The following is a 25,126-nucleotide window of genomic DNA, read 5'->3' on the forward strand; positions in this document are numbered from 1 at the left end:
TCAAACTGCTTGTTATTTATCGCGTTATTATAAATGTCTTCTATACTAAAATTAATTTTATATTGAATGTGTTAGTAAGGATATTAATGTTTTTTTCTAAAAATAAGCAAAATGAAATAGCCTCTTTAAAAGCAGAACTCTATCCTTTACAACAAGTGTGGGAAGGGCTTTACCGAGAGATGTTAGTACTGAACATTCTCTATGATGGTAGGATTTCGCACGCCAACGATAGATTTTTAGAAAACTTAGGCTACAACGAAGACGATCTTACTAATAACTCTTTTGATGATTTTATTACTGAGTCGTCTCGTCAATCTTCAGAATTTAAAAGCCTACAGCAAGCTATAAAAAAAGAAGGACATTGGGGAGGTGCATTACAAATTGCGCGCGGTGATGGTAAAGCTGAATGGTTACGTTTAATAGTACACCCAGTAAAAGGTGAGCAAGACCAGCTGCTCTATTTTTCTATATTCGGGAGTGTACTTACAAAAACAATTACAGCTTCTCGCGAGCAAAGCGACACTATTAAAGCAATATATCGCTCTATGGCTGTAATCGAATTTGATTTAGAAGGACATGTTTTAAAAGCTAATGATCAATTTTTGGTAGCTATGGGCTATAAAGAAAGTGAAATTATAGGCAAGCACCACCGTACATTTTGTGAGGGATCAGAAGCAAACTCTCAAGAGTACTTGCAATTTTGGACTAAGTTGCGGGAAGGAAAATTTATTGCGGAACGTTTTAAGCGCGTAGATAAACATGGCAATATTGTATGGTTAGAAGCGTCATACAATCCAATCTCAAATGATGCAAATGAACTTTATAAAGTAATGAAATTCGCGACAGTTATTACAGAGCAAGTAAATCAAGAAATAGCAATATCACAAGCGGCCGAAATTGCTCATGGCACCTCAACCCAAACCGATAAAAAAGCAGAGCAAGGTGCGCTTGTTATACAAGATACAGTCGCTGTTATGACTGAGTTGGCCGTTAACATGGAGCAAGCTGCTAGTGAAATATCAGCGCTCGATCAGCAGTCACAACAAATTGCGAGCATTGTACAAAGTATCAGCAGTATTGCCGAACAAACAAATTTATTAGCGTTGAATGCCGCAATTGAAGCAGCTAGGGCTGGAGAGCAAGGTCGAGGTTTTGCTGTTGTTGCAGACGAAGTAAGGTTGCTTGCATCGCGTACCTCAAAAGCAACAGAAGAAATTGTTGAAGTTGTGCAGCGTAATCAATCACAGACACAAAATACGGTGGCTGTAATCGAGAAAGGTAAAGAGAAAGCAGAGCAAGGTTTAGCATTATCTAAAGAGTCAGGTGATGTGATGCAGGAAATTCAACAAGGTGCGCAAGAAGTTGTGAATGCTATAGGGCAATTTACTGATGAACTTAAAGCTAATGGTTAGCCTAATTGTCTCCTCATTTTAAAGCTGGTCTTCCTAAAGCACTTAAACATTAAAGGTTTAAATGCTTTAGAAAAACTTAGCCACATTTGCATTTATAAACACGAAGCTAACCGAATTAGTTTAATTTTAATACTCCTCAGTGTAATCTTTTAAATCAGTCCAATAATTTCAAATTTAACAATTATCGTTTTGTTAACCCATTAATAAATGTGAAATAAATTATTTTCCAACACAAATGATAATAAAATGTTGCATTTTAGTGGTTTGTTCCTAATACTGTTGAATGCCTGAGCTGACAAGCTCAAGTACATTGAACATGAATACCTTAAATATAAATAACCTGAGCTTTAGATAGTAAATCTATCTCAAACTGCTACTTCAGCGCCAACTGCGATTGCAACAGATCCACTACTGACGAGTGAATTAGCCTTGTTTTCACTGAAAATCGCTGGCTTAGAGAAAAACAAATTTGACTATCATTGTGGTTCAATATGTTAGTAAATCTATTAGTTAGAGTTGAGGTTAAATAGTAAATATAAAACACACCACATTAAGGAATTGTATGAACAACAACAAACGCACACACAAACTAATAAAACCAAGCCATTTACTTGGTGCGGGACTCGCTATGTTAATGAGTTTTTCCGCTGCGAGTAAAGATTACAAAATTATATTAATTCATGGCTTACAAGTGTCGCAAATAACAAATAAATCAGGCAGTGATGTTGTCAATGATGGTGAAACATATTGGCAATCGTACTGGAATAATCGCGCTGACGAACGCATTGATTGGCCTTCATACGAGCGTGTAGAGGGTAAAATAGCCACTGATTGGGTTTGGCCTAAGTTGAAACAAATTTCGCGTTCTAATTTGTGTAACGATGGCTGTGTGCTTGTAACTCATTCTACAGGTGACTTAGTTGCACGCCATATTATTGATAATCAAGAAAACTGGTTAGAAAACGCGGGGCTACAACCGCTTAATATTGTTGCTACGTTTGATTTGGCAGGGGCTGGCGGTGGAAGTGAGCTCGCTGATATTGCAGTGAGTGCATTAACCGGTGCTTCATGGAACTTTGCGATAGATGCTGCACTCAAATGGTGGTTAGGCAGCGATGTAACGCAAGCAATTGGTGTATTACACGATTTAAAAGTAAATAATGCACGTAAAATTTCACCATTTCCTGACGCACGCACACCACGCTTACGTTTTGTTGCTGATGGTAATGCATACTTAGGCCTAACGGGTGGTTTTTTAAGAGGTAACGATGACTCCGTTGTAGCATCACACTCATCATGTGGGGCAAGTTCTGTAGGATCGTTTGGAAGCTGTAGCCGCAGTATCGATACAGATGGACAGTTAGATTCACAAGGCGATGCAGTAACAAGCTTTATGCCAAACCATTATCCTATGATGATGAGTGATAGCTATAGCCACAATGAAATTCATAATGCACAACGCAAAGGTAATGTAACTATTGCGATGAATAATGTGAATGTTGATGGCCAAAACGTAGGTTTTAATACGTTTGATGAATCAACAGGTACTTGGTTTTGGAAAAAACAATACCGGTACATAAAGGATTCTAATAATTTAAGTGCATCGGCGCTTATTTATAATGTGATTCCATAATATAAAAGCGTGCAGTTACTAACTGCACGCTTTATGCAGGATATGAATATAGCCTATGAAAAAATTTTATCTGATCACTTTAATCATTAGCGTTGCTTTATTTGTGCTGTGGTTTACAAATAATAATGACTCAAAAAAACTGGATGAGACAGAAAAAAAACCAATATCAAAGTCTCTTAGCGCCCCAAATACAGATCCTGTAAAAGTAATAGCCATTGATGTACCTAAAGTAAAAAAAACACCATCTAAACAACAAATTGCTTTTAATGAAGATTTAACAAAAGCAGCTGAGCAAATAGTTATGCAATACGAAAGTGCACTTAAATTTCCTCCTTATTCTCAACCGTTGAGCACATTAGATGAGGATCGTCTAAAGCCAAACCAGTTTTATCCGGTATCGAGCCCAATTGACGAAACTGGCTCTGCGCTTACGTTAAGCCTTGAGCAGTATCGTTTTGTATACCCAGAAGAAATAAGGTTAAATGTAAGCGCGCAGGGGCTCGGTAAAGTGGTGGTTGAGCTGGCAAATACAGACACAAAAGAGGTATTAAATACTCATACTGGCAGTGCACACGAAGGAGAGGCGAGTATAACGTTTAAAGCTAAAGAAGATTATCCTCGTAGTTTACAATTGTTTGTAGAGGCTGATGTGGCAGGTAAAAAAGTACCCGTAGTTGCGCAAATTCAATATATGCCACCAAGTGCAACCTTAATTGGCTTCAATACAGCCTATGCACAAAATGAAAATATGCTTATACCAGCAAATCTAACCGTCATAAAAAGCGGTTTATATCGGGTGAGAGCTAATTTATATAATGGTGATACACCACTAGCTCACTTAGTATCAAAGAAGAGGTTAACGCAGGGGAGTCAAACACTTAATCTAAAAGCTCACTGGTCTGTATTACCACAAGGTATTACAGAAATGCGCTTAAGTGACTTTGTTGTTGAGAGAATGTCACCAAGCCCAGGTGAGCGAAACAGCTTTGGGAATAGTGAAATAAGTCAATTTGATATTAACGATTTTTCGTACGATAGCTTGCAGCAATTACCCTATCAGGCTAATGCACAAGAAAAGCTGAGCTTGGAGTTTTTACAAGGCTTAGCTGAGAGTTGAAAATAGAGCGTAATACTAAATTGGTAAATTATAAGGGTTTGTATATAAATACAAACCCTTAAATTAGTTAGCTTAGGTTTATAGTAACTACACTTGGCGCTTCTTGTTCATCAAGTTCATTTGTAACAGGCACTTTAGGAATGTCGGGTTTATCAAGGGCGATATCACCACCATTAATTACTTCACCGGTTTGTAAATTTTTAAAATCAAATAGATCAGCATCGGCCAAATGCGAAGGAACTATATTTTGCATTGCAGTAAAAATGCTTTCTATACGTCCTGGGTGCTCAGCATCCCATTTAGCGAGCATCGCTTTTGTATGTTTACGTTGTAAGTTTTCTTGCGAGCCACATAAATTACAAGGAATAATAGGGTAACCTTGTGCAAATGCGTATTGGGCTATATCGGTTTCTCTGCAATATGCAAGCGGGCGAATAACCATGTGCTCACCGTTATCACTCATTAATTTAGCGGGCATACTCTTTAGTTTACCGCCGTAAAACATATTTAAAAACAAGGTTTCAATCATGTCGTCGCGATGATGGCCAAGCGCAATTTTTGTAGCACCTAGCTCTTTTGCTGTGCGGTATAAAATACCACGACGTAAACGAGAGCAAAGTGAACAGGTTGTTTTCCCTTCAGGAATAATATCAGTGACAATACTGTAAGTATCTTCTTCTACAATTTTGTATTCAACATTTAATTTATCAAGGTATTGGGGCAATACATGCTCAGGAAAATCTGGTTGTTTTTGATCAAGGTTTACAACAACTAGATCAAACTTTATTGGTGCAACACGTTTTAAATGCTGCAGCATTTCAAGCATTGTATAGCTGTCTTTGCCACCTGATAAACACACCATTATACGGTCACCTTCTTCAATCATATTGAAGTCCATAACGGCTTGACCAGTTTGGCGACGTAAACGCTTTTGCAGCTTATTTAAGTTAAATTGAGCTTTAGCTTGATCTGAGTGTGACAATTACGCCCCCTAGTAAAACAATGCAGCAAAGTTATTTGCTAAAAATAAAGGGGCGTATTATACCCAAACCACCTGAATATGCGAGTTTAGGATGTAATTAAACGCGGTATTTTTAGCAAGTAAGGTACGTGCTGTTATTTGCTAAAAAATTTTTTGGTTAATCTAGCTTTTTTGCCAACGGGCTTACGTAACCATCGGGTTTAAGTGCCAATACATCGCAGTCAAGGCTATCAATTACATGCTCTGCAGTATTACCTACAAGTGCTGCACTTAAACCTGTACGACCTACAGTACCAATAACAACCAATTCACTATTTAATCGCTTAGCCACATCAGGAATTACATCCTCTGGTAAGCCTTCTTCAATAAAACATTGTTCTTGGCTTAAATTAAATTCAGCGGCAAGTTCATTGGTTGATTCGTGGTGATGTTTTTTAACTGATTCGTTATAAAGTCCAGGGTTAAACTCAGGGATTTCGATAGCGATATTAACGGGGGTTGCAGGGTAGGCATTAACTAAATTGAGTGTTGCATTGGCGAGTCCACATAAAAATTGTGCATCTTTGATAACTCGTTTATTAAGTGCTACATGTTCTTCGTTTTCACTAACTGCATTTACAGCAGCTAAAATATTTCCGTTTGCTGGCCATGCCATTTCTTTTACAAACAATACCGGAGCTGGGCATTTACGTACTAAGTGCCAATCTGTAGGGGTGAAAATAACGGATTTAAGTGCACCATGTTGATGTGTGCCTTTAATTACTAAATCGTACTTTTCATCAATTACGGCATCAATAATAGCTTCATAAGGGCGGTTATGCCATACAACTTGAGTTTCAATACTTATATCTTTGTAGGGAGAAACCAAATCACTTAGCCATAGTTCGCGGTCTTTAACAACAGCGTCGCGCATAGCTTCTCGTTCATCGCCAGAGAGCATTGTGGTCATTTCATAAGAGAAGTCATAAACCGTCATAAAGGCGGTAATACTTGCGCCAGATTTCTTAGCTAAATCTATTGAACGTGCTAAACCGTGTTGATCGTCTTTGGTAGGGTCAATAACTGCAATAATGCGTTTAATAGTGTCCATGTGCTACTCCATTTACTTAACGGGTGTATTTTTAGTGTAACGTAAATACAAAACAGTTAAAGGGGTAGCACATAAATTGTTGTTCTAAATCAAACTATTTTATTTAGCAAGATTTAACAATTGCTGCGGCTTTAGCTAATGCATTGTTATCTAAAATAGTAATAAATTTACCTTCTACTTTAATTAAGTCAGCTTTTTGAAAACGGCTTAATAAGCGGCTAATAGTTTCTACGGTAAGGCCTAAGTAGTTACCTATTTCACCACGAGTCATGGTAAATCTAAATTCTTTACGCGAAAAACCACGCTCGCCAAAACGCTCTGACAGGTTATAAATAAAACTAGCTAAGCGTTCTTCTGCTGATTTTTTATTAAGTAATAACAGCATTTCTTGATCGTATGTAATCTCACTGCTCATTAAACGCATAATTTGTTGACGAAGTTTTGGTAATTTACCAGCAAGTTCATCAAGTGTATCAAATGGAATTTCGCATACCATTGACGTTTCGAGTGCTTGCGAAAAGCTCTGATGCGCCATTTTGCTTATCGCGTCAAAGCCTACCAAATCGCCCGCTAAATGAAATCCGGTTATTTGCTCATCGCCTTGTTCTGATAGTGTATAAGATTTAAATGAACCTGAACGTACTGCATAAATAGCTTGTAAAGGGGCGCCTGATTCAAATAAGTAGTCGCCTTTATGGAGTGGTTTTTTTCGCTCAATAATTTCGTCAAGCTTATCCATTTCTTGGCCATTGAGTGAAAATGGCAAACACAATTGACTGATACTGCAGTTATTACAGCTAATAGCACAATTGCTTTTAGCGCGACTTTGAGAGAAATCCATATTTTAATCCGTTTTTAATTTTTATGCACGACGTTGTCTAGATTAGTGTACCAGCTTGTCGGTTGCAATAATCAATAAGTAGATACCATACCAAATTATAACACTGCCTAATACAATGCGAGTCCATGGATGGTTAATAATACTATTTAGCTTTTGTGCGGTGATACCTAGAGTGATCATTGCCGGAAAAGTACCTAAAGCAAAACAAAGCATCACTAAAGCGCCATCGAAAGCACTTGGACTAGTCATCGCCCATGTAAGCGCTGAGTATACAAGTCCACAAGGCAGCCAGCCCCACAATGCACCGTAACCTAGGGCTTTAAAAGGAGAGTTAATAGGCATTAAATATTTATTTAGCTTAACAATGTGTTGCCATACCAAGGTTCTACCTATTTTCTCTAACCACTGCAGCGTAGGGCCCAAGCGCATTATATATACGCCGACTAGGAGCATAAAAATAGCTGCAATGAATGAAAGGGCTAAAGAAAAAGACGTATTTTGCCTAGCAAATTGACTGCTAATACCAGCAACAAGCGCGCCTGCTGCCATGTAGCTAAGTGCGCGTCCAATATTATAAGCAAATGAATAGGTAAATGTTTTACGTTTATCGCTTGCCAGTTGTAATGAGCTTGCAATACCGCCGCACATAGCAATGCAATGGCCGCTACCTATTAGCCCCATTAAAAATGCACTGGTATAAAGAGGATCAATCATTACTTTTGTTGTGTTGCTCTTTGTCGTCTTCAAACAAAATACTATGACCTTGTTTGTTTAAATCAGAAAACTGCTCACTTTTTACGGCCCAAAAAAACACGCCAATAGCAATAATGACAAACAAAATGGCAATGGGGATCAAAATATAAATTATGCTCATAACTTTAATAGCCTTAGTGAATTACTAATCACGATAATTGAGCTGGCAGACATGCCAATAACAGCCATCCACGGAGCAACTAAGCCTAATGCCGCCAATGGTAATATGGACGCATTATACAATAGAGACAGCGCAAGGTTTTGCTTAATAATACGTCTTGTTTGTTTTGCCACATTGAGTAAATGATCGATTGAAGCTAAATCGCTATTAAGAAGCACTACATCGGCGCTATTTTTTGATATGTCAGCACCGGTTTCCATTGCAATGGATAAATGCGCACTTGCAAATACAGGGCTGTCGTTTACGCCATCGCCGACCATTGCAACTACTTCGTTTTGTGACGCCCATTGTTCAACGGCTGTTTGTTTATCTTGTGGCGAACATCCAGATTGCACACTTTCAAGGTTGAGTTGTTTAGCTACTTTTTGCCCAGCATCTGATGCGTCACCAGTTAACATATGACACGTTAAATTTTGCGATTGAAGTGAGTCTATAAGCTTTTTAGCATCGCTTTTCACTTTATCAATAAAGTAAAAACGTGCAACAACTTGCTTATTAATATACAAGCTTGCTTGTGCATTTGATTTTTTGCTATTAAACCAACCACTTTTACCAATTGCGTAATGATTGTTTGCATCTTGTGCGCTAATTCCCAGACCTGGGTGTACTTCAACGTTATTAAGACTGCAGTGAGCTGGCGTAAACTCATCAAATGCACTGGCTATAGGGTGTTCAGAATAACGCTCTAACATAGCTGCCATATCGAGCACTTGCGCTTTTGTGTATTGCTTATCGAGTATATCCACTTCATCAAGGCTAAATTTACCTTGGGTGAGCGTGCCTGTTTTATCAAACGCAAATAACGTAATTTGTGAGAGTGTTTCGAGCACATGCGCTTGTTTTATCAACACGCCTTTACGAGTAAGTGTTGCAACCGCGCATGTAAGTGCGGTTGGTATCGCTAAACTCAGGGCACATGGGCAGGTAGCAACTAAAACCGAAATGGTGATCCAAAATGCGTGTTCAGGGTCAATTTGGTACCAGCCAATAGCTGTAAGTGAAGCAAATATAAGTAAAGACGCTATAAACCATTGCGCAACTTTATCTGTAATTTCAACCAGTTTAGGGCGTTTAGTTAATGCGTTGTGTTGCAAGCGGATAATTTGATTTAAAAGCGTATTTTGGCCAATTTTATTAATTTTTATTTCAATAACGCCATCGTGGTTAACGCAACCGGCGTAGACATTGTGGCCGATAAATTTTGTAACGGGTTGGTGTTCGCCCGTCATCATTGATTCATCAACCGTGGTTTTACCCTTAATAAGCTCGCCGTCGGCAGGGATTGTTTCACCCGCTTTAATGAGTACTACGTCATTAAGTTTTAGTTTTTTGGCTGCAATTATAAGTTCTTCACCACTGTCGTTAATGGTGCGGGCTGTTAATGGTAATAATTTTTGTAAATTGGCAGTAAACTCGCTCGCTTTTAAACGCGCTCTAAATTCAAGATACTTACCTAATAAAAGTAAAAAGGTAAACATGCACACAGATTCAAAATATACTTCGCCGACTTGCATAAATGTGGCGTAACAACTTGCGCCAAAAGCACCAAAAATAGCCAGCGATACGGGTAAATCCATATTGAGCTGTTTTGCTTTTAAGCCATTTATGGCGTTGGTTAAAAAGGGCAGTGCGCTATATAAAATAACCGGAGAGGCAAGTACTAAGCTGATCCATCTAAAATACTGCTCAAAATTGCTGTCCATACCTGAAAACATGCCAAAGTACATGGCAAACGCAAACATCATAACTTGCATGGTCATTAAGCCTGCAACACCTAAGCGGCGAATATAGGCTTTGGCAGTTTGTTGCTTTTGTTGAGCTTCAATATCTGATTGAAATGGGTACGCTTTATAACCAATTTTGGCTAAGGAAGTAATAATTTCACTCAATGGGGTGTTGGTTTTATCCCATTGGATCATCGCGCGGTTGGTGGATGTATTTACATCAACCCGTTTTACAGTCTTTAAGTTTAAGAGTTGTTTTTCGATAAGCCATGCACACGCTGCGCAGGTTATACCTTCAACACTCAACAATACCTCTGAGATATTATCGTTAGTAGCTATAAATTCGTCTTGAATGTCTTCGTTGTCATAACTTTTTATAAATGCGAGTTGCTCAGGTACCAGTTGCTCAACCTTGCCTGCGCGAACAGTTCGGTATTTATAATAATCAGTCATACCTTGATCAACAATATTTTGTGCAACTGCTTGGCAGCCAATGCAACACATTGGCTGGGCAATATCGTCAATTATAACGTTTGCGCTAAATCCGTTTGGCACACTTTCAAGGCAATGAAAGCAAGAGTGAGACATAGTAATGATTACTTATAGTTAGGAGTAACTAAAACGGTTTCAGCCGTCGGTAGAACAATGTTTTCTTTTAGTTTCCAGCTGTCATCAATTGGCTCAATAAATACAGAGTATGCACCTGGCGTATACTTATCAAGTAATGCAGTAAATTCTTGATTGGCATTAGGTGTAAGTGTGGCCTCAAAGTCATGCGCTTTAATAGTACGGTGGTAAAACGAGAGCTTTAATACATGCACATTGCTGCTATCGCCTTTTGTAAATTTAAAGCTTACACGTTCATTAGTAACATTTAATTCGCCGTGTAAATAAAGTGCTTTTGCTTTTTCAAACTTGGTTAATTCTAAGTTTATTGCTTTCCCTTTTTTGTAGTAGTCGTCAACAACCATATCTGGGCCGTTACCTATCGCCGTAATAAACAAGCTAATACAGCCAATAATGGCAACTAACGGAAAAAAGATTAAAAACCAAGGCCAAAAATTTTTATACCACGGAGTAGGTTGCATAGTGTCTCTAAAATTAGTTTAGGAAGCGTTATTTTATAGGAATTATACGTAAAAGACTAAAAAAAAGCCTCACAGTGGAGGCTTTTTTGATCTGGATTAATCTATTGAATTAAATAAATTAATTTATAAACATTTTATTAACCGCGTGCTTATTTATCTTGCGATAAACTGTAAACGTAGGCTGTTAATAAGTGAATCTTATCTTCACCTAAAATGTCTTTCCAAGCAGGCATTACACCAGCACGGCCGTGGTTAAGCGTTTCTTCAACAGCGCGTTGAGAGCCACCGTATAACCAAATGTTATCAGTCAGGTTAGGTGCGCCAAATGGTAGGTTATGTGCAACCGACCCTTTACCATCAGCACCGTGACATGCGGCGCACATTGCAAACTTAGCGGCGCCTGCTGCTGCATCTTTTTGGTTAACAGTACGACCAGAAAGGCTCAGCACATGTGCTGTCATTTCTTTAACGCCTTGCTCGCCAAGAGCTGGGCCCCAAGCAGGCATCGCTGCAATACGACCATTAAGCAGAGTTTCTCTAATTTTGTCTGGTGTACCGCCATATAACCAATCTTTATCAGTTAGGTTAGGGAAGCCAGTTCCACCACGCGCATCAGAGCCGTGACATTGCGCACAGTTTTGTGAGAATAAACGCTGACCAATTTCGATGGCTAATTGGCCATCTGTTTGCTCATGTTTGTCGCCATTTTTTAGAGCAACTTGCTGCGCTGCGTCACCTTCAAATTTAGAATTAACTAAATCTAAAACCGGCACTTGTGCAAGTCGATTAAAAATAGGACCAAAGCGTTCTTCTGCGGCTTCGTACTCTTTATCGAGTTTAACAAAACGACCTTCAGCTTTGGCCTCTGCAACTGCTTTTTTAGACTCAGCTAAAGACGTAATACCTTGATTAGAACTAGTCCATTTACCTAAACCTTCCCAGTTACCTAAACCTGGGTAAGCTGCAAGGTAATATACTGACCAAATAAAAGTTGCGAAAAACATGTAAGTCCACCATTTTGGTAGTGGATTATTTAGCTCTTCAATGCCGTCAAATTCATGTCCACAGCTTTCACCTTCTTTTACGCCAGCATAGTTTTTTAAGTTCCAAACTAATAAGCCAAAGATGATGCATAAGCATGCAAGGGTTAATACAATAACCCAAATACTCCAAAAGCTAGTCATTTTTCAGACTCCTTTTCCTCGTTAGAGAGTGTGTTGTTATGTTTTTTTTCATCTTCGAAAATGGCATTAGCAGCGCTATCAAAACGATTTTTGCTACGCTTGCTGTATGCCCATACAACAATCACAATAAACAATACTAAAATTACCAGAGTCAAAATGCCTCTGTATGTTCCGTAATCCATAATAATTTACTTCAAGTGGGTACCAAGTTGCTGTAAATACGCGATTAGAGCTTGTATCTCTGTTGCGCCTTCGCCGTTATTCATAGCGTTAACTTTTTCAACATCAGCTTTAAGTTCTTCGTCGCTGCCATAACCTAGGCCCGGGTGTTTAGGGTTTTCTGGGTTAATAGCAAAAGTATCACGGAAAATTTGTAGTTTTTTCAGAGTCAGGCTTGTATCTACCTTATCCTCTGCTAACCAAGGAAAACCTGGCATATTCGACTCAGGAACCACGGCACGTGGGTCAACTAAGTGAGCATAATGCCAATCGTCCGAGTAACGTTTACCAACGCGAGCAAGGTCAGGACCAGTACGTTTAGAACCCCATTGGAAAGGGTGATCCCATACTGATTCGCCTGCTACAGAGTAGTGACCGTAACGCTCAACTTCATCACGAAAAGGGCGGATCATTTGTGAGTGACAGTTATAACAACCTTCACGTACATATATATCACGGCCTTCCATTTCTAAAGCGTTAAGAGGGCGTAGGCCTTCTACTGGTTTAGTTGTGTCGTCTTGGAACATTAGCGGAGTAATTTCAACTAATGCACCAAAGCTGATAGCAAAAACAGTCAGAATAGCCATAAGGCCAACGTTTTTTTCTACTATCTCATGTTTATTTTGTGAATTTTTATTGCTCATCATCTCACTCCGTTATGCTAATTGTGCTTGCGCGTCTAACTTCAGAGATTCTTTCTCAGCTGAAATTGTACGGAAAACGTTATAAGCCATAACTAACATGCCTGTTACGATGAATACACCGCCTACAAAACGCATGATGTAGAAAGGATGCGACGCTTCTAAAGACTGCACAAAGCTGTACATTAATGTACCGTCAGCATTCACTGCACGCCACATTAGACCTTGCATTACACCAGAGATCCACATTGCAACAATGTATAAAACAACACCTACAGTGTGTAACCAGAAGTGGGTATTAACCAATTTAACGCTATACATACGACCTTGCGCAAATAACGCAGGAATTAAGTGGTAAATAGCACCAATTGAAATCATAGCAACCCAACCTAGCGCACCTGAGTGTACGTGGCCGATTGTCCAATCTGTGTAGTGAGATAACGCATTTACAGATTTAATTGCCATCATAGGACCTTCAAACGTAGACATACCGTAGAAAGACAATGAAACAACTAAGAAACGCAGTACTGGATCAGTGCGTAGTTTATGCCACGCGCCAGACAGTGTCATAATACCGTTAATCATACCACCCCAAGACGGTACGAATAGGATAATAGACATAACCATACCTAAACTTTGCGTCCAATCAGGAAGCGCAGTGTAGTGAAGGTGGTGAGGACCAGCCCAGATATATAATGAAATTAGTGCCCAAAAGTGAACTACCGATAAGCGGTATGAGTAAACTGGGCGACCTGCTTGTTTTGGTACAAAGTAATACATCATACCTAAGAAACCAGCAGTTAATAGGAAACCTACAGCGTTATGACCGTACCACCACTGAACCATAGCATCTACCGCACCTGCATAGATTGAGTATGATTTAGTTAACGACACAGGCACAGCCATGCTGTTTACAATATGAAGCACTGCAACAGTAATTATAAAGCCAGCATAGAACCAGTTAGCAACATAAATGTGCGACACTTTACGCTTGATTAAAGTACCAAAGAATACAATGGCGTAAACAATCCAAACCACAGCGATTAAAATATCGATTGGCCACTCAAGTTCTGCATATTCTTTTGAGCTAGTAATACCTAAAGGAAGCGTTATTACTGCTAATACTATAACCAGCTGCCAGCCCCAAAATGAAAAGGCGGCGAGTTTGTCTGAGAAAAGACGCGTTTGACAAGTACGTTGTACGACGTAATAAGACGTCGCAAAAAGTGCACTAGTACCAAATGCGAAAATTACTGCGTTCGTGTGTAACGGACGTAGTCGAGAGTATGTTAACCATGGTGTATCAAAGTTAAGTGCTGGCCAAGCTAATTGGGCAGCAATCAGAACCCCAATACTCATGCCAACGATGCCCCAAATCACTGTCATAATAGCGAATTGGCGTACAACTTTATAGTTATACTCAGTTTGTGATGCTACTGTTTGGCTCATTTTCTGGCTTCCGCTGCAATAAATGCGTTTAGAAATGAATTACCCACTTTTAAAAAGTGGGGCCTACTATTACTTCACAAGCATGTTACCTAAAACGTTCAAAGCATGAATGCTTCAGAAAACAAACTCGAGAAACCCTTAATTTTTGCGGGTGAAATGATAAATTTTTTGACCTAAAAAAGATAGGTCAATTACGTAATATTATGACATCAATCAAACTTTGTGAGCTTGTTGTTTATTTTTTGATACAGTTTGTGCCATATTTCGACTAATAGTAACACTCCCACTTGTTATTTATAGACCCGATTATTAGTATTCGCTTTTATTTACAGCGAGATTGTTATGCTTATATATAGATTACCCATATTTTTTGTAGCGTTTTTTTTATTAATAGCATGTGATTTTTCTGAAAAAAATGAAGCCCAGCTTCTAAAAACAACGCAATGTGATGCCAATTTACGATGTACTTTCCCAAGTGGTGTTAAAGTATGGTTAAGCAATTCTACACTTTCCCCCGAAACTCCATTTACAATTTTTAGTGAGCTACCAAACGGATTGCACATTACAGACGCAAAATTAAAAGGCGTTACTATGTATATGGGGTACATACCTCAACAGTTCATAAAAAAGGGTGAACTTTGGCAAAGCAACACTATGGTCGGTATTTGCTCTGAAAAGAATATGCTTTGGCGCTTGGAGCTCACAATACTTAATCAAACATCTTCGGTAGAACAAGTAATTAACTATAATTTTTATGTAACGTACTAACATATAAAGTTACGATATTTAAATTAATTAGATCACCCAGAAGCGGTTTATCTTTCGAGATTGAATTTTCAGCAGAATGCACCGTTTTTAGGCAGCGTACGCCTGTGCAGTATTTTAATTTCAACCAAGCGTTGATAACGCAGTATAAATGCCAAACATGTGCCGACCTATGAATTAGACCTAGGGATGATTTCCCTTTGTAGCTCGCTTTTTTAGCCTGCAAGGTTACAAATCTCGCGCCGTGATTAAATTCCATTACGTAGAACAAACTTAATTCTGCAAGGTCAACAGTCCTTAAAGCTTTTACATAAATTAGTACGTATTAAGTTTTTATTGATTGGGTAGGAACTTATTAAAGTGATGACGCAATTTATGACCTAACCTTGTTGATAGCCATTCCTAGTTTATATCCACAGTCCTACACTAAAGAATAAGTAATCCGATTTCAGGTTAAGCAAAGCCCAGTTCTGATCACTTGTAACTACTAGGCCAGCAAAAAACATTTTAAAGAGATATTTTGAACAGCGAGTATTTGGTGTTTAATAATTATTGTCAGCTATCTATAAAGCAACGGTACGAAACAGGCTTTTACTCAAGCTAAAAAGTAAATGTATGCTCTTAAAATAAATATCTAAAAGTAAGCCATGGCTAAAATTATATTTACTTTTGATGTGATTTTAAAAAGTTCAATTTTTAATGTTTCCTGAATAAAAAATTTCTCCTGAAACGCCTCCTAAGCAGCTAAATAAGACTAATTAATCGCTCATTCTGCATAAATATGGTTAGTAATTAACATTTAGTTTTGCGGTTTTAATAATGCGCTGTGATTAACTTGTTAATTAATCAAATATCGGGATATTTTTCCACTAATTACATTTGATTACAAAGTGAATCACTTTGATTTCAGGTGTTTTTCGAATGTATCATAAATCATATAAGTCACTGATATTTATGTGTATTTATTAATTAACAATGAAACAATCTGTAACGTGTGTACCTTTACTGGTTATTCTATTTTTACGGAAATTAAAATTTGACCGCTCGTTAAGTTTTCGTTCAGTTAAAAGCGCCTAAGTTGCCGACCTGACTCACTATTCTTATAACAAGTGAGCATTACCAATCACGGTAAATTTCCAACAAGTAGGGTTCTTTAATGAAAAAATCAACTCTTGGTTTAGCTGTAATCGCAGCAATCCCGATGTTCTCAAGTGTGCAAGTTTTAGCGGCTGACGAAGCAGCAAAATCAATCGAAAAGATTCAAATTACGGGTTCTCGCATTAAGCGTTCTGACATGGAAACCGCTAGCCCAGTAACGCTAATTGGCGCAGATGAAATCAGAGCTTCTGGCGCAACATCTGTAGACAGTGTGCTTCAACAAATGACAGCCACTGGCGGTGCAATGACTAATCCTGGCGTGAACAATGGTTCAGGCGGTAATGCATCTATTGATCTTCGTGGCTTAGGTTCACAGCGTACTTTAGTGCTTGTAAATGGTCGTCGTATGATCAACTCAGGTACTGGCGCTTCATCAACTGTTGATTTGAACACTATTCCAGTATCAATGATCAAACAAATTGAAGTGCTTAAAGACGGTGCTTCAGCTGTATACGGCACAGATGCGGTTGCAGGTGTAGTAAATATCATTCTTAAAAATGATTTTGAAGGGTTAGATTTAAACGTTAATTCAGCAATGACATCTAAACATGATGCATCTGAAACGTCGATTGACTTTACTGTAGGTACTTCATTCGATAAAGGTAATATCGTTTTTGGTGCGCAGTACACTAATCGTGGAGAAGCAAGCCAAGCTGATCGTGGTTTTTCAAATTGCCCATTATTTGAAGGCGACAATGGTCTTTACTGTGGTGGTTCTTCGTTCAGCGAAGGCGGACACATTTACAACGTAAACACTGCTGGCATAGTAAACAGTGATGGCGAAATAGAACAACAAGGCGTTGCAAATGATAGCGGCTTAAGCGGACTTGGAGGTAGCTTACATCGCTTTACCGATGCAGCTGATGCATATAACTATGCAGCAAAGAGCTACTTATACACACCTATGGAACGTTTAAACATTACAGGTGTTGGTAAATATGAAATAAGTGATGATACTAGGCTTTTCAGTGAATTTACTTATACCAAGCGTTGGTCTGAGCAACAATTAGCACCGCAACCTATTAATTTTGGTTTTACTTATGCTGATAGCATGGGTGATAGTTTATTAAGCCAAACTTATGATAAACGTCAAGTTGCTAATAATGCATTTGTAAAAGATGCAGATGATAATTACGTAACTACAGCAACTAACTACGCTTACAATGACAAGATTAGCTACCGTCGTCGTATGGCTGAAAGTGGTACGCGTGATTTATCTCAAACGGTTGATACCGTTCGTATCGTGCTAGGCGCTGAAGGTGAAATTAGCGATTACTCTTGGGATTTTTCTGCAAACTTTGGTCGTAACGACTCTGTAGATAAAATGAGTAACTTGCACAATGTTTCTGCAATTAATTCTGCAATTGAAGCCGGTACATTTAATCCGTTAGATGAAGCCGCTTGGGCTCAGTCAAATGTACAAGAGTATATTTACACAGAACAAAACTCAGGTGGCAGCCAGTTATTTATACTAGCGGCATCACTTTCAGGTGAACTATTTGAAATGCCTGCTGGCTATGCAGCATTCGCAGCCGGTGTTGAACACCGTCAAGAAAAAGCTTGGTACACACCTGATTCAATTGCAGCACAAGGTTTAGGCAATGACCCTCGTGTAGATCCAACAAGCGGTGGCTTTGATGTAAATGAAGCGTTTGTTGAATTTGCAATTCCTTTATTAGCTGATGCATCTTTTGCTGATTCTATCGAACTAAGTGCAGCGATTCGTGCGTTTGATTACAGCACATTCGGTTCAGATGAAACTTGGAAACTAGGCTTAACTTGGCGTGTAAATGATGAACTAATGCTACGTGGTGTTCGTTCTACAGCATTCCGTGCACCAACTGTAGATGAGCTTTATTCAGGTAACGCGCCATCGTACGAGCAAGTTAGTTACCCAGGTGCTGATAGCCAAGCAGAAGTAACTGTTGGTGGTAACCAAAACCTAACACCTGAAGAAGCTGATACGCTTACATTTGGTGTTGTATATGAGCCAGAATGGTTTGAAGGCTTTTCAATGACGTTAGATTACTACGACATTGAAATCGAAAATGCTATTTCTACTTACAACAACCAATTTGTAGTTGACCAATGTATTGGTAATGCAAATAGTAGCTCTAATGATGTATGTACTAGTACTTCAGCCGTATTCCAAGCTGATGGCCGTATTGTTTTCAATAACCAACTACGTAACATTGGTTCAGAGAAAACATCTGGTATCGATTTAAACCTTAACTACTCATTTGATGCGTTAGGTTTAGCGTGGAAAGCAGGCCTAGATACAACTTACTTAGATGAGTATGTTGTTGATACTGGTGCTATCGTAGATTATTCAGGATTAATTACCAGTGGTTCAGGTGGTTACGCAGACATTAAGTCAAACTTTAGCTTAAAAGTTAAAGGCGATAACTGGGATGCTACTTACGAAGCTCGTTACATAGCGGGTATGGATAGCTTTGCATGTGTTAGCGATGATAGCTGTTATGCACCAACTACACCATCAGTTGTATACCACGACATTAGCGCATCTTACATGATCAATGATGTATTGACCGTTTCTGCTGGTGTTAATAACATGTTTGACAAAGAGCCACCGTATTACTCAGGTAACAATGACTCAAACACTGACCCATTTACATACGATGTACTAGGTCGCCGTTTATTTGCTGGTGTTAATATTAAACTTTAATTAGCAATATAAATTCATTAAGGCTCAGTATTTACTGGGCCTTTTTTATTGAACAAAACGAAGGAGGCAAGTACACTTAAAGAGTAAATTAGAAGGAGAGCTGATTGTTAAAACAAGACGAAAACTTATCTTTTGTCATTGAACCAGAACTGAACCCCCGTTCTGAGCAGCGTATTGATCTGTATTTTTCTATACCCAATGAAATGGGTATTAACCCACAAACTCTCACTGAAGAATCTTACTTTAATAACCATTTTAAATCGCACTTAGCGTATAACGCTAACAACATTCACTTACCCTTAGTAAGAAGCCGTTTTGTTAGTAAAAACAAAGGTGAGCAACAAGATTACCGCCAAAACCTTAATTTATTCTGTTACCAAGTACGTTTAGCACTCGACGCCGATATAAAAGATGCGTTAAAAATTAGCGAGGCTGATGATTTTTATAAACGCGCCAATGAAGTGTACGAACAAAGTGAAGGACTTTTAAAAAAGCTGCGTCGATATACGCCTGATGATGAAAAGTTACTGCCATTTTTTACCAATGCCGATAATTACTTGAGTTGGCATGTTGAGCAATCTTTTTTAAAGCTTTTAGATGAAGGTCCACGTAGCAGCGATTATGCAAAAGAACGTAATGAGTTACTGCAATTTTGTAAAAATGAAAATACGTACCGCGCTGATAAAAATTATAATTCTGAAACCACCATGCAAGATGCTAATCGAATAACGAATAAGATGCGGTTGCTACAACGCTTAATTGAGCATGGCGTTATATTACAGCGGCAAACGCGATTTTTGAATAGCTATCTAAAACGTTTGGTTAAAGGCACAGTGACGGCCGTTATAATGGCTTTTGTGATGGTGGTAATATTAAACGCGCGCTCAAGTTTTACAGAAGTAACTGCAACCCTTATTTTGATTTTAGGGCTGATCTATGGCTTACGAGAAATATTTAAAGAAGACATAACACGTGTAATCTGGCGGGCTATTGTGCAGGGTAGACCTAAATGGCGATTTAGTTTTAAAAATAGCATTACTAAAGATAAAATAGCGAGTCAGTTTATTTGGCTCGAATACACACGTTTTAAAAAAATCCCTAAAGAAGTTAAATCTATTTTTTCAAAACGTCGTCAGCAAAATAAACAAGCGGCTCAGTGGTTGCATTTTGCAAGTGAAACGCGTGTAAGCGCAAAAGAATTTTTACCAGGTTACGATACGCTACAGCAAACATTACATTTTAACCTTGCACCATTTGCACGTTACTTAAAGCGGGGAGAGGGCAAGTTATATCATTTAGACAGTAATAAAATTTCTAAGCAGGCAGTAGAAAGGCGCTATCAATTAAACATGGTGCTGGTGTTAACTGAAGAGGATAAAAAGCTTTACCAACGTTATAAAATTACCCTTAATCGCAGTAAAATAGTCAATATAGAACTTATTTATTCTACAAAATAATACACCTTTTATTAAAAACATGATCATTCTAGCGAATTAAATAACTCACTAATTTAATGCAATTAGTATAAAAAAGGAGGGCAGATTTAAATCTGCCCTCCTTTTTCTATAAGTATACGTCTATTTAGTTAAACCGTGCTTACTGTATAAAGTTACTTTATCTGATACTAATGTGATTTCTATATTTTTAGTCTCATCACCCCAAACGCAATTAGTATGAAGTGTTTTTTCTACACAGTTATCCGCACTACCTAATAGTGTTTCTACTTCAGTTTTATCCATTCCGATTTCTATTTTTTCGTAATTCTCTAAGCTTACTTTTGAACAAGCTGCAAGGCTAAGTGTAGCCACAATAATGAGGAGTTTTTTCATTGTTATTTCCTATTTGGTAAATACGATTAATGATTAAATTTTCTTATTTGTACAATCATTCCTATACGAGGATGATCAAAGTAATGAATCTCGCTGCTTATCACACGTCTAAACTGTGAAAAGCGGGCTGATTCTATGTCGCCATTTTCTAGCTTTTGACTGATATCAAAATCGGCTGTTATGTAGAGATAATGACGTAGATGGATTTTAAATAAGCCCTCTAATTCCCAATTAACGTTTAGTTTATCTGGATCGTTAAATAGCTTAGGTTGGGAGTTTAGTAAGCTGACAAAATCGGGGTTTGAGTAGCTAGGAATGGTGTTTATGTTATTTCTTATATGTTTACCTGCAATTAAGCGCACGCTTGGTGCACGGGACTTACTCGCTTCTTCAAAGCGCCAACCAGTATGCAGAATAGGTGTTAATCCTTTTCGTACAAGCTCTGTGTATTGAGTTTTAAACTGTAATTGTTCAGGTGATAAGAGATAGGTTTGTTCCATAGTTTCTTGCGTTTCAGCAATTGGCGTTACCGGGAGTTCATCGTAGCTTTGTATATAGTCAATACTATCGTCACACACATTCGACTGTGGATTTAGATTAACTAAAGAGTCGGTAAATGAGCGTTTTTGAAAACGAACGTCACCATCAATACACGCTTGCATTGCTTGCTCTTTATAAAGAGGTGTTAGTAAGTCTAGGGTGTTCTTATCTTCGATAGCTTTGTGTTTAAGGCTAAAGTCTTCTTGTAAGTAAGGGGCGGGGAGTTGTTTAAATACAAGCACCTCAACCTCAAACCAACGCTCTGCAAATGCAGTGCTGCTAAATAAGCAGCATAAAACAACAAGCGATTTTTTTAGCAACATTAATGGCTAACCTTTTTTTCGAAATCTGCAATCATTGCAGTGACCATTTTTAAGCGTTCGCGGGCATTTGCCTCACTAATTGCAAAGCGCAGTTTATTTGCGCCATCCATTTTGTAAACCTTAGGCGCACTTTGTATCAAGCCAATGATGAAGCTAGGGTTAACCTTGGTATCTTGGCTAAACTCAAAGTAACCGCCTTTAGGGTTCGCTTCAATTTTTGTAATGCCTAAATTACTGGCTTGCATTTTAAGTTGCTGCAGGCTAAATAAGTTTTTAGCAGCATCAGGCAGCAAACCAAAACGGTCTATCAACTCGACCTGTAGTTCATCCATATCATCAAGGTTAGCACAACTAGCAACGCGCTTGTACATACCTAAGCGTGCATTTACATCGTGTATGTAGTCATCAGGTAATAATGCAGCCAGTTTTAAATCTACTTCGGTTTGTTTTTGAAGTAGGTTTTCAAGCGTTGGTTCTTTACCTTCGCGCAGCGCATTTACTGCTTGTTCGAGCATTTCCATATACAAACTAAAGCCGATGGTTTGCATTTGACCTGATTGATCATCGCCAAGTAACTCACCCGCACCACGTATTTCTAAATCGTGTGTAGCGAGGGCAAAACCTGCACCTAAATCTTCTAACGATTCGATTGCTTGTAAGCGTTTGCTCGCATCTTTAGAAAGCGCTTTAGGGTCACCTGTTAGTAAGTAGGCATACGCTTGATGGTGGCTTCGACCCACTCGCCCACGTAATTGGTGTAATTGCGCAAGGCCGAGTTTATCTGCTCTATCCATAATAATGGTATTGGCCGTAGGTACATCGATACCTGTTTCGATAATTGTGGTACATACCAGCACGTTGTATTTTTGATGATAAAAGTCAGTCATTATTTGCTCAAGCTCTTGCTCGCGCATTTGGCCATGAGCTGTAGTCACACTCGCTTCCGGCACCCATTCACTAATTTCTTGTGCAACACGCTCAATAGTTTCTACATTGTTATGCAAAAAGTAAACTTGGCCACCGCGTTTAATTTCTCGCAGTACTGCTTCGCGTATTAGTTCTACATCGCGTTGACGCACAAAGGTTTTTACCGCTAAACGTTTAGCAGGCGGCGTTGCGATTATTGATAAATCGCGCATGCCGCTCATGGCCATGTTAAGTGTACGAGGTATTGGCGTTGCAGTCAGTGTGAGTATGTCTACGTCAGCGCGCAGTGCTTTAATTTTCTCTTTTTGGCGAACACCAAAGCGATGCTCTTCATCAACAATTAACAAGCCTAAATCGTTAAACTTAATGTCATGTTGAATAAGTTTATGCGTACCAATAACTATATCGAGCTTACCGTTGGCCATTTTCTCAAGCGTGTCTTTTTGCTCTTTAGTGGAGTTAAAACGCGAAAGTACACCTACTTCAATAGGAAAATCAGCAAAGCGGTCTTTAAAGTTTTCATAGTGTTGTTGAGCCAGCAGGGTGGTGGGCACTAAAATAGCTACCTGCTTATCATCGTTAACTGCTACAAAAGCAGCGCGCATGGCTACTTCTGTTTTACCAAAGCCTACGTCACCACACACTAAGCGGTCCATGGCTTGTTTTGATTGCATATCGCCTAACACTGCTTCTATGGCGTTGCGCTGATCGTCTGTTTCTTCAAACGGGAAGCTATCGCTAAATTGGCGATATGCAGGGGCGTCTAGGGTAAATTTATTACCAGGTTTTGCTTGGCGCTGTGCATAAATGTCGAGTAATTCTGCTGCTACATCACGAACTTTTTCAGCCGCACGTTTTTTTGCTTTTTCCCATGCATCTGAGCCAAGCTTATGTAGCGGGGCGCTAGCTTCTTCACCGCCAGAGTAACGACTAAGCATATGCAATGCAGATACTGGCACGTAAAGTTTAGCTTCACTTGCGTAAGTAATTGTTACAAATTCAGTAACTACACCTGCAGCATCAATTGTTTGCAAACCCTGATAACGGCCAACACCATGATCGAGATGCACAACAGGTTGGCCTTCCTTAAGCTCAGCTAAATTACGGATTAGCGCATCTTGGCTGGCTTCGTACTTGTGCTTGCGGCGTCTGCGCTGAGATACTTTTATACCAAGCAGTTCTTGCTCGGTAATAATAGAAAGGCTTGGTTTAGTACCAAGTACTACACTTTGCTCAAGCGGACTTACTATTAAGCCTACGTCACTCGCGCTTTTTGTAAATTGTTCGAGTGTTTCAAATTCTTTAAATTTTAAACCGCTTGGTTTTAAAATGCTCAGCAATGATTCACGACGACCATCTGATTCAACACTGAGTAATATACGGCCTTTTTTCTTTTTTTGTTCTGCTACATAATTTATAAACGCGCCATAAGGTTCATGCTGTTTATGGTCGATTCGAATAGTAGGCAGCTCGCTAACGCTTAAGTTTTTATTGCCTGCTTTAGTACCAAGCTTTGCAAGGGATAATCTAATACGTGCAAAATTGCCTAAATTAGAAAACAGCTCTTCAATAGGCTGATAAAGTGCATTGGGTTCAAGTAATGGACGAAGTGGGTCAACTCTGCGGTTTTCATAGCGTACATTTACATCGTGCCAAAAGTTATCTGCCGCATGCTCTAAATCACCCAGCTGCATAACGGTTGTTGTATCTGGCAGGTAGTCAAAAATAGTCGCTAGCTTTTCGAAAAACAACGGCATGTAGTATTCAATACCTGCAGGCCAGTTACCTTTGCTTACTTGCATGTATACTGAGTCTTGCTGCGAGCTTGCGCCAAATTTTTCACGGTAGCTTATTCTAAAACGTTCAATATCAGCGTCGTTAGTAGGAAATTCATGCGCTGGAAGTAGCTCAATTTTATCTACTTTTTCATCAGAACGCTGCGTTTCTACATCAAATAAGCGAATGGTATCGAGTTCGTCATCAAAAAAATCGAGTCTAAATGGGTGCGGGCTACCCATTGGGTATAAGTCAACGATAGAGCCGCGTATAGCGTATTCGCCGTGCTCCATTACTTGTTGAACATTTAAATAACCAGCTTGCTCTAAGTTGTCACGAAAGTTATGTGTGTCTAGCTTGTCGCCCACTTTAAAGTTTATTGTTGAACCGTAAATAAACGAGGCTGGGGCTGTGCGCAACATTAAGGTAGATACAGGCACAATTAACACACTTTGTTGTTCTTTTTTTAAGGTATTTAAAGTGGCTAAACGGGCTGAAATAATATCTTGATGGGGAGAAAAGTGATCGTATGGCAGAGTTTCCCAATCAGGAAATACCATTACCGGGTTATCGGGTAATAAATATTCTAATTCTGTTTCAAGGCGTAGTGCGCTTGGTGTATCAGGCGTAACAATCAAGACTAAGTTGTCTTGTTGTTTAACGCCTTCAGCAATGGCAATACTTAAACCACTTCCGCTTAGCTGGCCCCATTGAATTTTATCTTTTTGAGATTTTACCCAAGGCAAGGCTGCCCATTGCTCAAACGCCATTTATTACTCCATTTATAGTTGGCTCTTAGCAAGTAAGA

The 25,126-nt window shown here is 38.9% G+C and carries 20 protein-coding genes; 6 read left to right on the top strand and 14 right to left on the bottom strand.

What is annotated here, in order from left to right; translation table 11 throughout:
- Positions 1–86: 86 nt before the first annotated feature.
- From D172_RS06805 to D172_RS06815, 3 genes are all read left to right on the top strand, one after another.
- Complete coding sequence (locus tag D172_RS06805) at positions 87–1,412, top strand: methyl-accepting chemotaxis protein (protein WP_007375308.1); 1,326 nt, start codon at positions 87–89, stop codon at positions 1,410–1,412.
- Positions 1,413–1,974: 562 nt separating this feature from the next.
- Positions 1,975–3,045, top strand: coding sequence for a hypothetical protein (locus tag D172_RS06810; protein WP_007375307.1), 1,071 nt, complete (start codon positions 1,975–1,977; stop codon positions 3,043–3,045).
- A gap of 55 nt (positions 3,046–3,100) precedes the next feature.
- Positions 3,101–4,162, top strand: coding sequence for a hypothetical protein (locus D172_RS06815; RefSeq protein WP_007375306.1), 1,062 nt, complete (start codon positions 3,101–3,103; stop codon positions 4,160–4,162).
- A 67-nt stretch (positions 4,163–4,229) separates the two neighbouring features.
- Here the strand turns inward: D172_RS06815 and ttcA are convergent, their stop codons facing one another.
- The 11 genes from ttcA to ccoN all read right to left on the bottom strand — a co-directional run bounded on the left by ttcA (position 4,230) and on the right by ccoN (position 14,314).
- A complete protein-coding gene (ttcA, locus tag D172_RS06820; protein WP_007375305.1) occupies positions 4,230–5,144 on the bottom strand; it encodes a tRNA 2-thiocytidine(32) synthetase TtcA in 915 nt (304 codons plus the stop codon).
- Between the two features lie 157 nt (positions 5,145–5,301).
- The gene (gene uspE / locus D172_RS06825) at positions 5,302–6,234 is read right to left on the bottom strand and encodes a universal stress protein UspE (protein WP_007375304.1); all 933 of its coding nucleotides are present in this window, start codon (positions 6,232–6,234) and stop codon (positions 5,302–5,304) included.
- A 103-nt stretch (positions 6,235–6,337) separates the two neighbouring features.
- On the bottom strand, positions 6,338–7,075 hold the full coding sequence (locus D172_RS06830; RefSeq protein ID WP_007375303.1) for an FNR family transcription factor: 738 nt from the start codon (positions 7,073–7,075) through the stop codon (positions 6,338–6,340).
- A 42-nt stretch (positions 7,076–7,117) separates the two neighbouring features.
- Positions 7,118–7,789: a sulfite exporter TauE/SafE family protein gene (locus D172_RS06835; RefSeq protein ID WP_007375302.1), complete on the bottom strand. Its 672-nt coding sequence runs from the start codon at positions 7,787–7,789 to the stop codon at positions 7,118–7,120.
- On the bottom strand, positions 7,782–7,949 hold the full coding sequence (ccoS, locus tag D172_RS06840; RefSeq protein WP_002963071.1) for a cbb3-type cytochrome oxidase assembly protein CcoS: 168 nt from the start codon (positions 7,947–7,949) through the stop codon (positions 7,782–7,784). The genes D172_RS06835 and ccoS overlap by 8 nt, the downstream gene beginning before the upstream one ends.
- On the bottom strand, positions 7,946–10,321 hold the full coding sequence (locus D172_RS06845; RefSeq protein WP_007375301.1) for a heavy metal translocating P-type ATPase: 2,376 nt from the start codon (positions 10,319–10,321) through the stop codon (positions 7,946–7,948). Before D172_RS06845 ends, ccoS begins: the two co-directional genes overlap by 4 nt.
- Before the next feature lie 8 nt (positions 10,322–10,329).
- A complete protein-coding gene (locus D172_RS06850) occupies positions 10,330–10,821 on the bottom strand; it encodes a FixH family protein (RefSeq protein ID WP_007375300.1) in 492 nt (163 codons plus the stop codon).
- Between the two features lie 149 nt (positions 10,822–10,970).
- Positions 10,971–12,005, bottom strand: coding sequence for a cytochrome-c oxidase, cbb3-type subunit III (gene ccoP, locus D172_RS06855; protein WP_007375299.1), 1,035 nt, complete (start codon positions 12,003–12,005; stop codon positions 10,971–10,973).
- Positions 12,002–12,187 carry a CcoQ/FixQ family Cbb3-type cytochrome c oxidase assembly chaperone gene (locus D172_RS06860; protein WP_024597380.1) on the bottom strand — a complete coding sequence of 62 codons (186 nt, stop codon included), beginning with the start codon at positions 12,185–12,187 and terminating at the stop codon, positions 12,002–12,004. Before D172_RS06860 ends, ccoP begins: the two co-directional genes overlap by 4 nt.
- Before the next feature lie 6 nt (positions 12,188–12,193).
- Positions 12,194–12,868 carry a cytochrome-c oxidase, cbb3-type subunit II gene (ccoO, locus tag D172_RS06865; protein WP_024597379.1) on the bottom strand — a complete coding sequence of 225 codons (675 nt, stop codon included), beginning with the start codon at positions 12,866–12,868 and terminating at the stop codon, positions 12,194–12,196.
- A 12-nt stretch (positions 12,869–12,880) separates the two neighbouring features.
- Complete coding sequence (gene ccoN / locus D172_RS06870; protein ID WP_002961515.1) at positions 12,881–14,314, bottom strand: cytochrome-c oxidase, cbb3-type subunit I; 1,434 nt, start codon at positions 14,312–14,314, stop codon at positions 12,881–12,883.
- Between the two features lie 342 nt (positions 14,315–14,656).
- Here ccoN and D172_RS06875 point away from each other — a divergent pair, with 342 nt between their 5' ends.
- From D172_RS06875 to D172_RS06885, 3 genes are all read left to right on the top strand, one after another.
- Positions 14,657–15,082 carry a hypothetical protein gene (locus tag D172_RS06875; protein WP_007375298.1) on the top strand — a complete coding sequence of 142 codons (426 nt, stop codon included), beginning with the start codon at positions 14,657–14,659 and terminating at the stop codon, positions 15,080–15,082.
- A gap of 1,153 nt (positions 15,083–16,235) precedes the next feature.
- Positions 16,236–18,923 (top strand): TonB-dependent receptor, encoded by a 2,688-nt coding sequence (locus tag D172_RS06880; RefSeq protein ID WP_007375297.1) that lies wholly within the window; start codon positions 16,236–16,238, stop codon positions 18,921–18,923.
- Positions 18,924–19,027: 104 nt separating this feature from the next.
- Positions 19,028–20,380: a hypothetical protein gene (locus tag D172_RS06885; protein ID WP_007375296.1), complete on the top strand. Its 1,353-nt coding sequence runs from the start codon at positions 19,028–19,030 to the stop codon at positions 20,378–20,380.
- A 120-nt stretch (positions 20,381–20,500) separates the two neighbouring features.
- Here D172_RS06885 and D172_RS06890 read toward each other — a convergent pair whose 3' ends face one another.
- Genes D172_RS06890 through mfd form a run of 3 tightly spaced genes read right to left on the bottom strand, consistent with a single transcriptional unit; the run spans position 20,501 to position 25,088 of the window.
- Complete coding sequence (locus D172_RS06890) at positions 20,501–20,752, bottom strand: hypothetical protein (RefSeq protein ID WP_007375295.1); 252 nt, start codon at positions 20,750–20,752, stop codon at positions 20,501–20,503.
- Between the two features lie 26 nt (positions 20,753–20,778).
- On the bottom strand, positions 20,779–21,615 hold the full coding sequence (locus D172_RS06895; RefSeq protein WP_007375294.1) for a peptidoglycan binding protein CsiV: 837 nt from the start codon (positions 21,613–21,615) through the stop codon (positions 20,779–20,781).
- The gene (gene mfd, locus D172_RS06900; RefSeq protein ID WP_007375293.1) at positions 21,615–25,088 is read right to left on the bottom strand and encodes a transcription-repair coupling factor; all 3,474 of its coding nucleotides are present in this window, start codon (positions 25,086–25,088) and stop codon (positions 21,615–21,617) included. The genes D172_RS06895 and mfd overlap by 1 nt, the downstream gene beginning before the upstream one ends.
- Positions 25,089–25,126: the final 38 nt, after the last annotated feature.

The organism is Pseudoalteromonas sp. Bsw20308 (assembly GCF_000310105.2).
In the GTDB taxonomy this organism is placed as follows: domain Bacteria; phylum Pseudomonadota; class Gammaproteobacteria; order Enterobacterales; family Alteromonadaceae; genus Pseudoalteromonas; species Pseudoalteromonas fuliginea.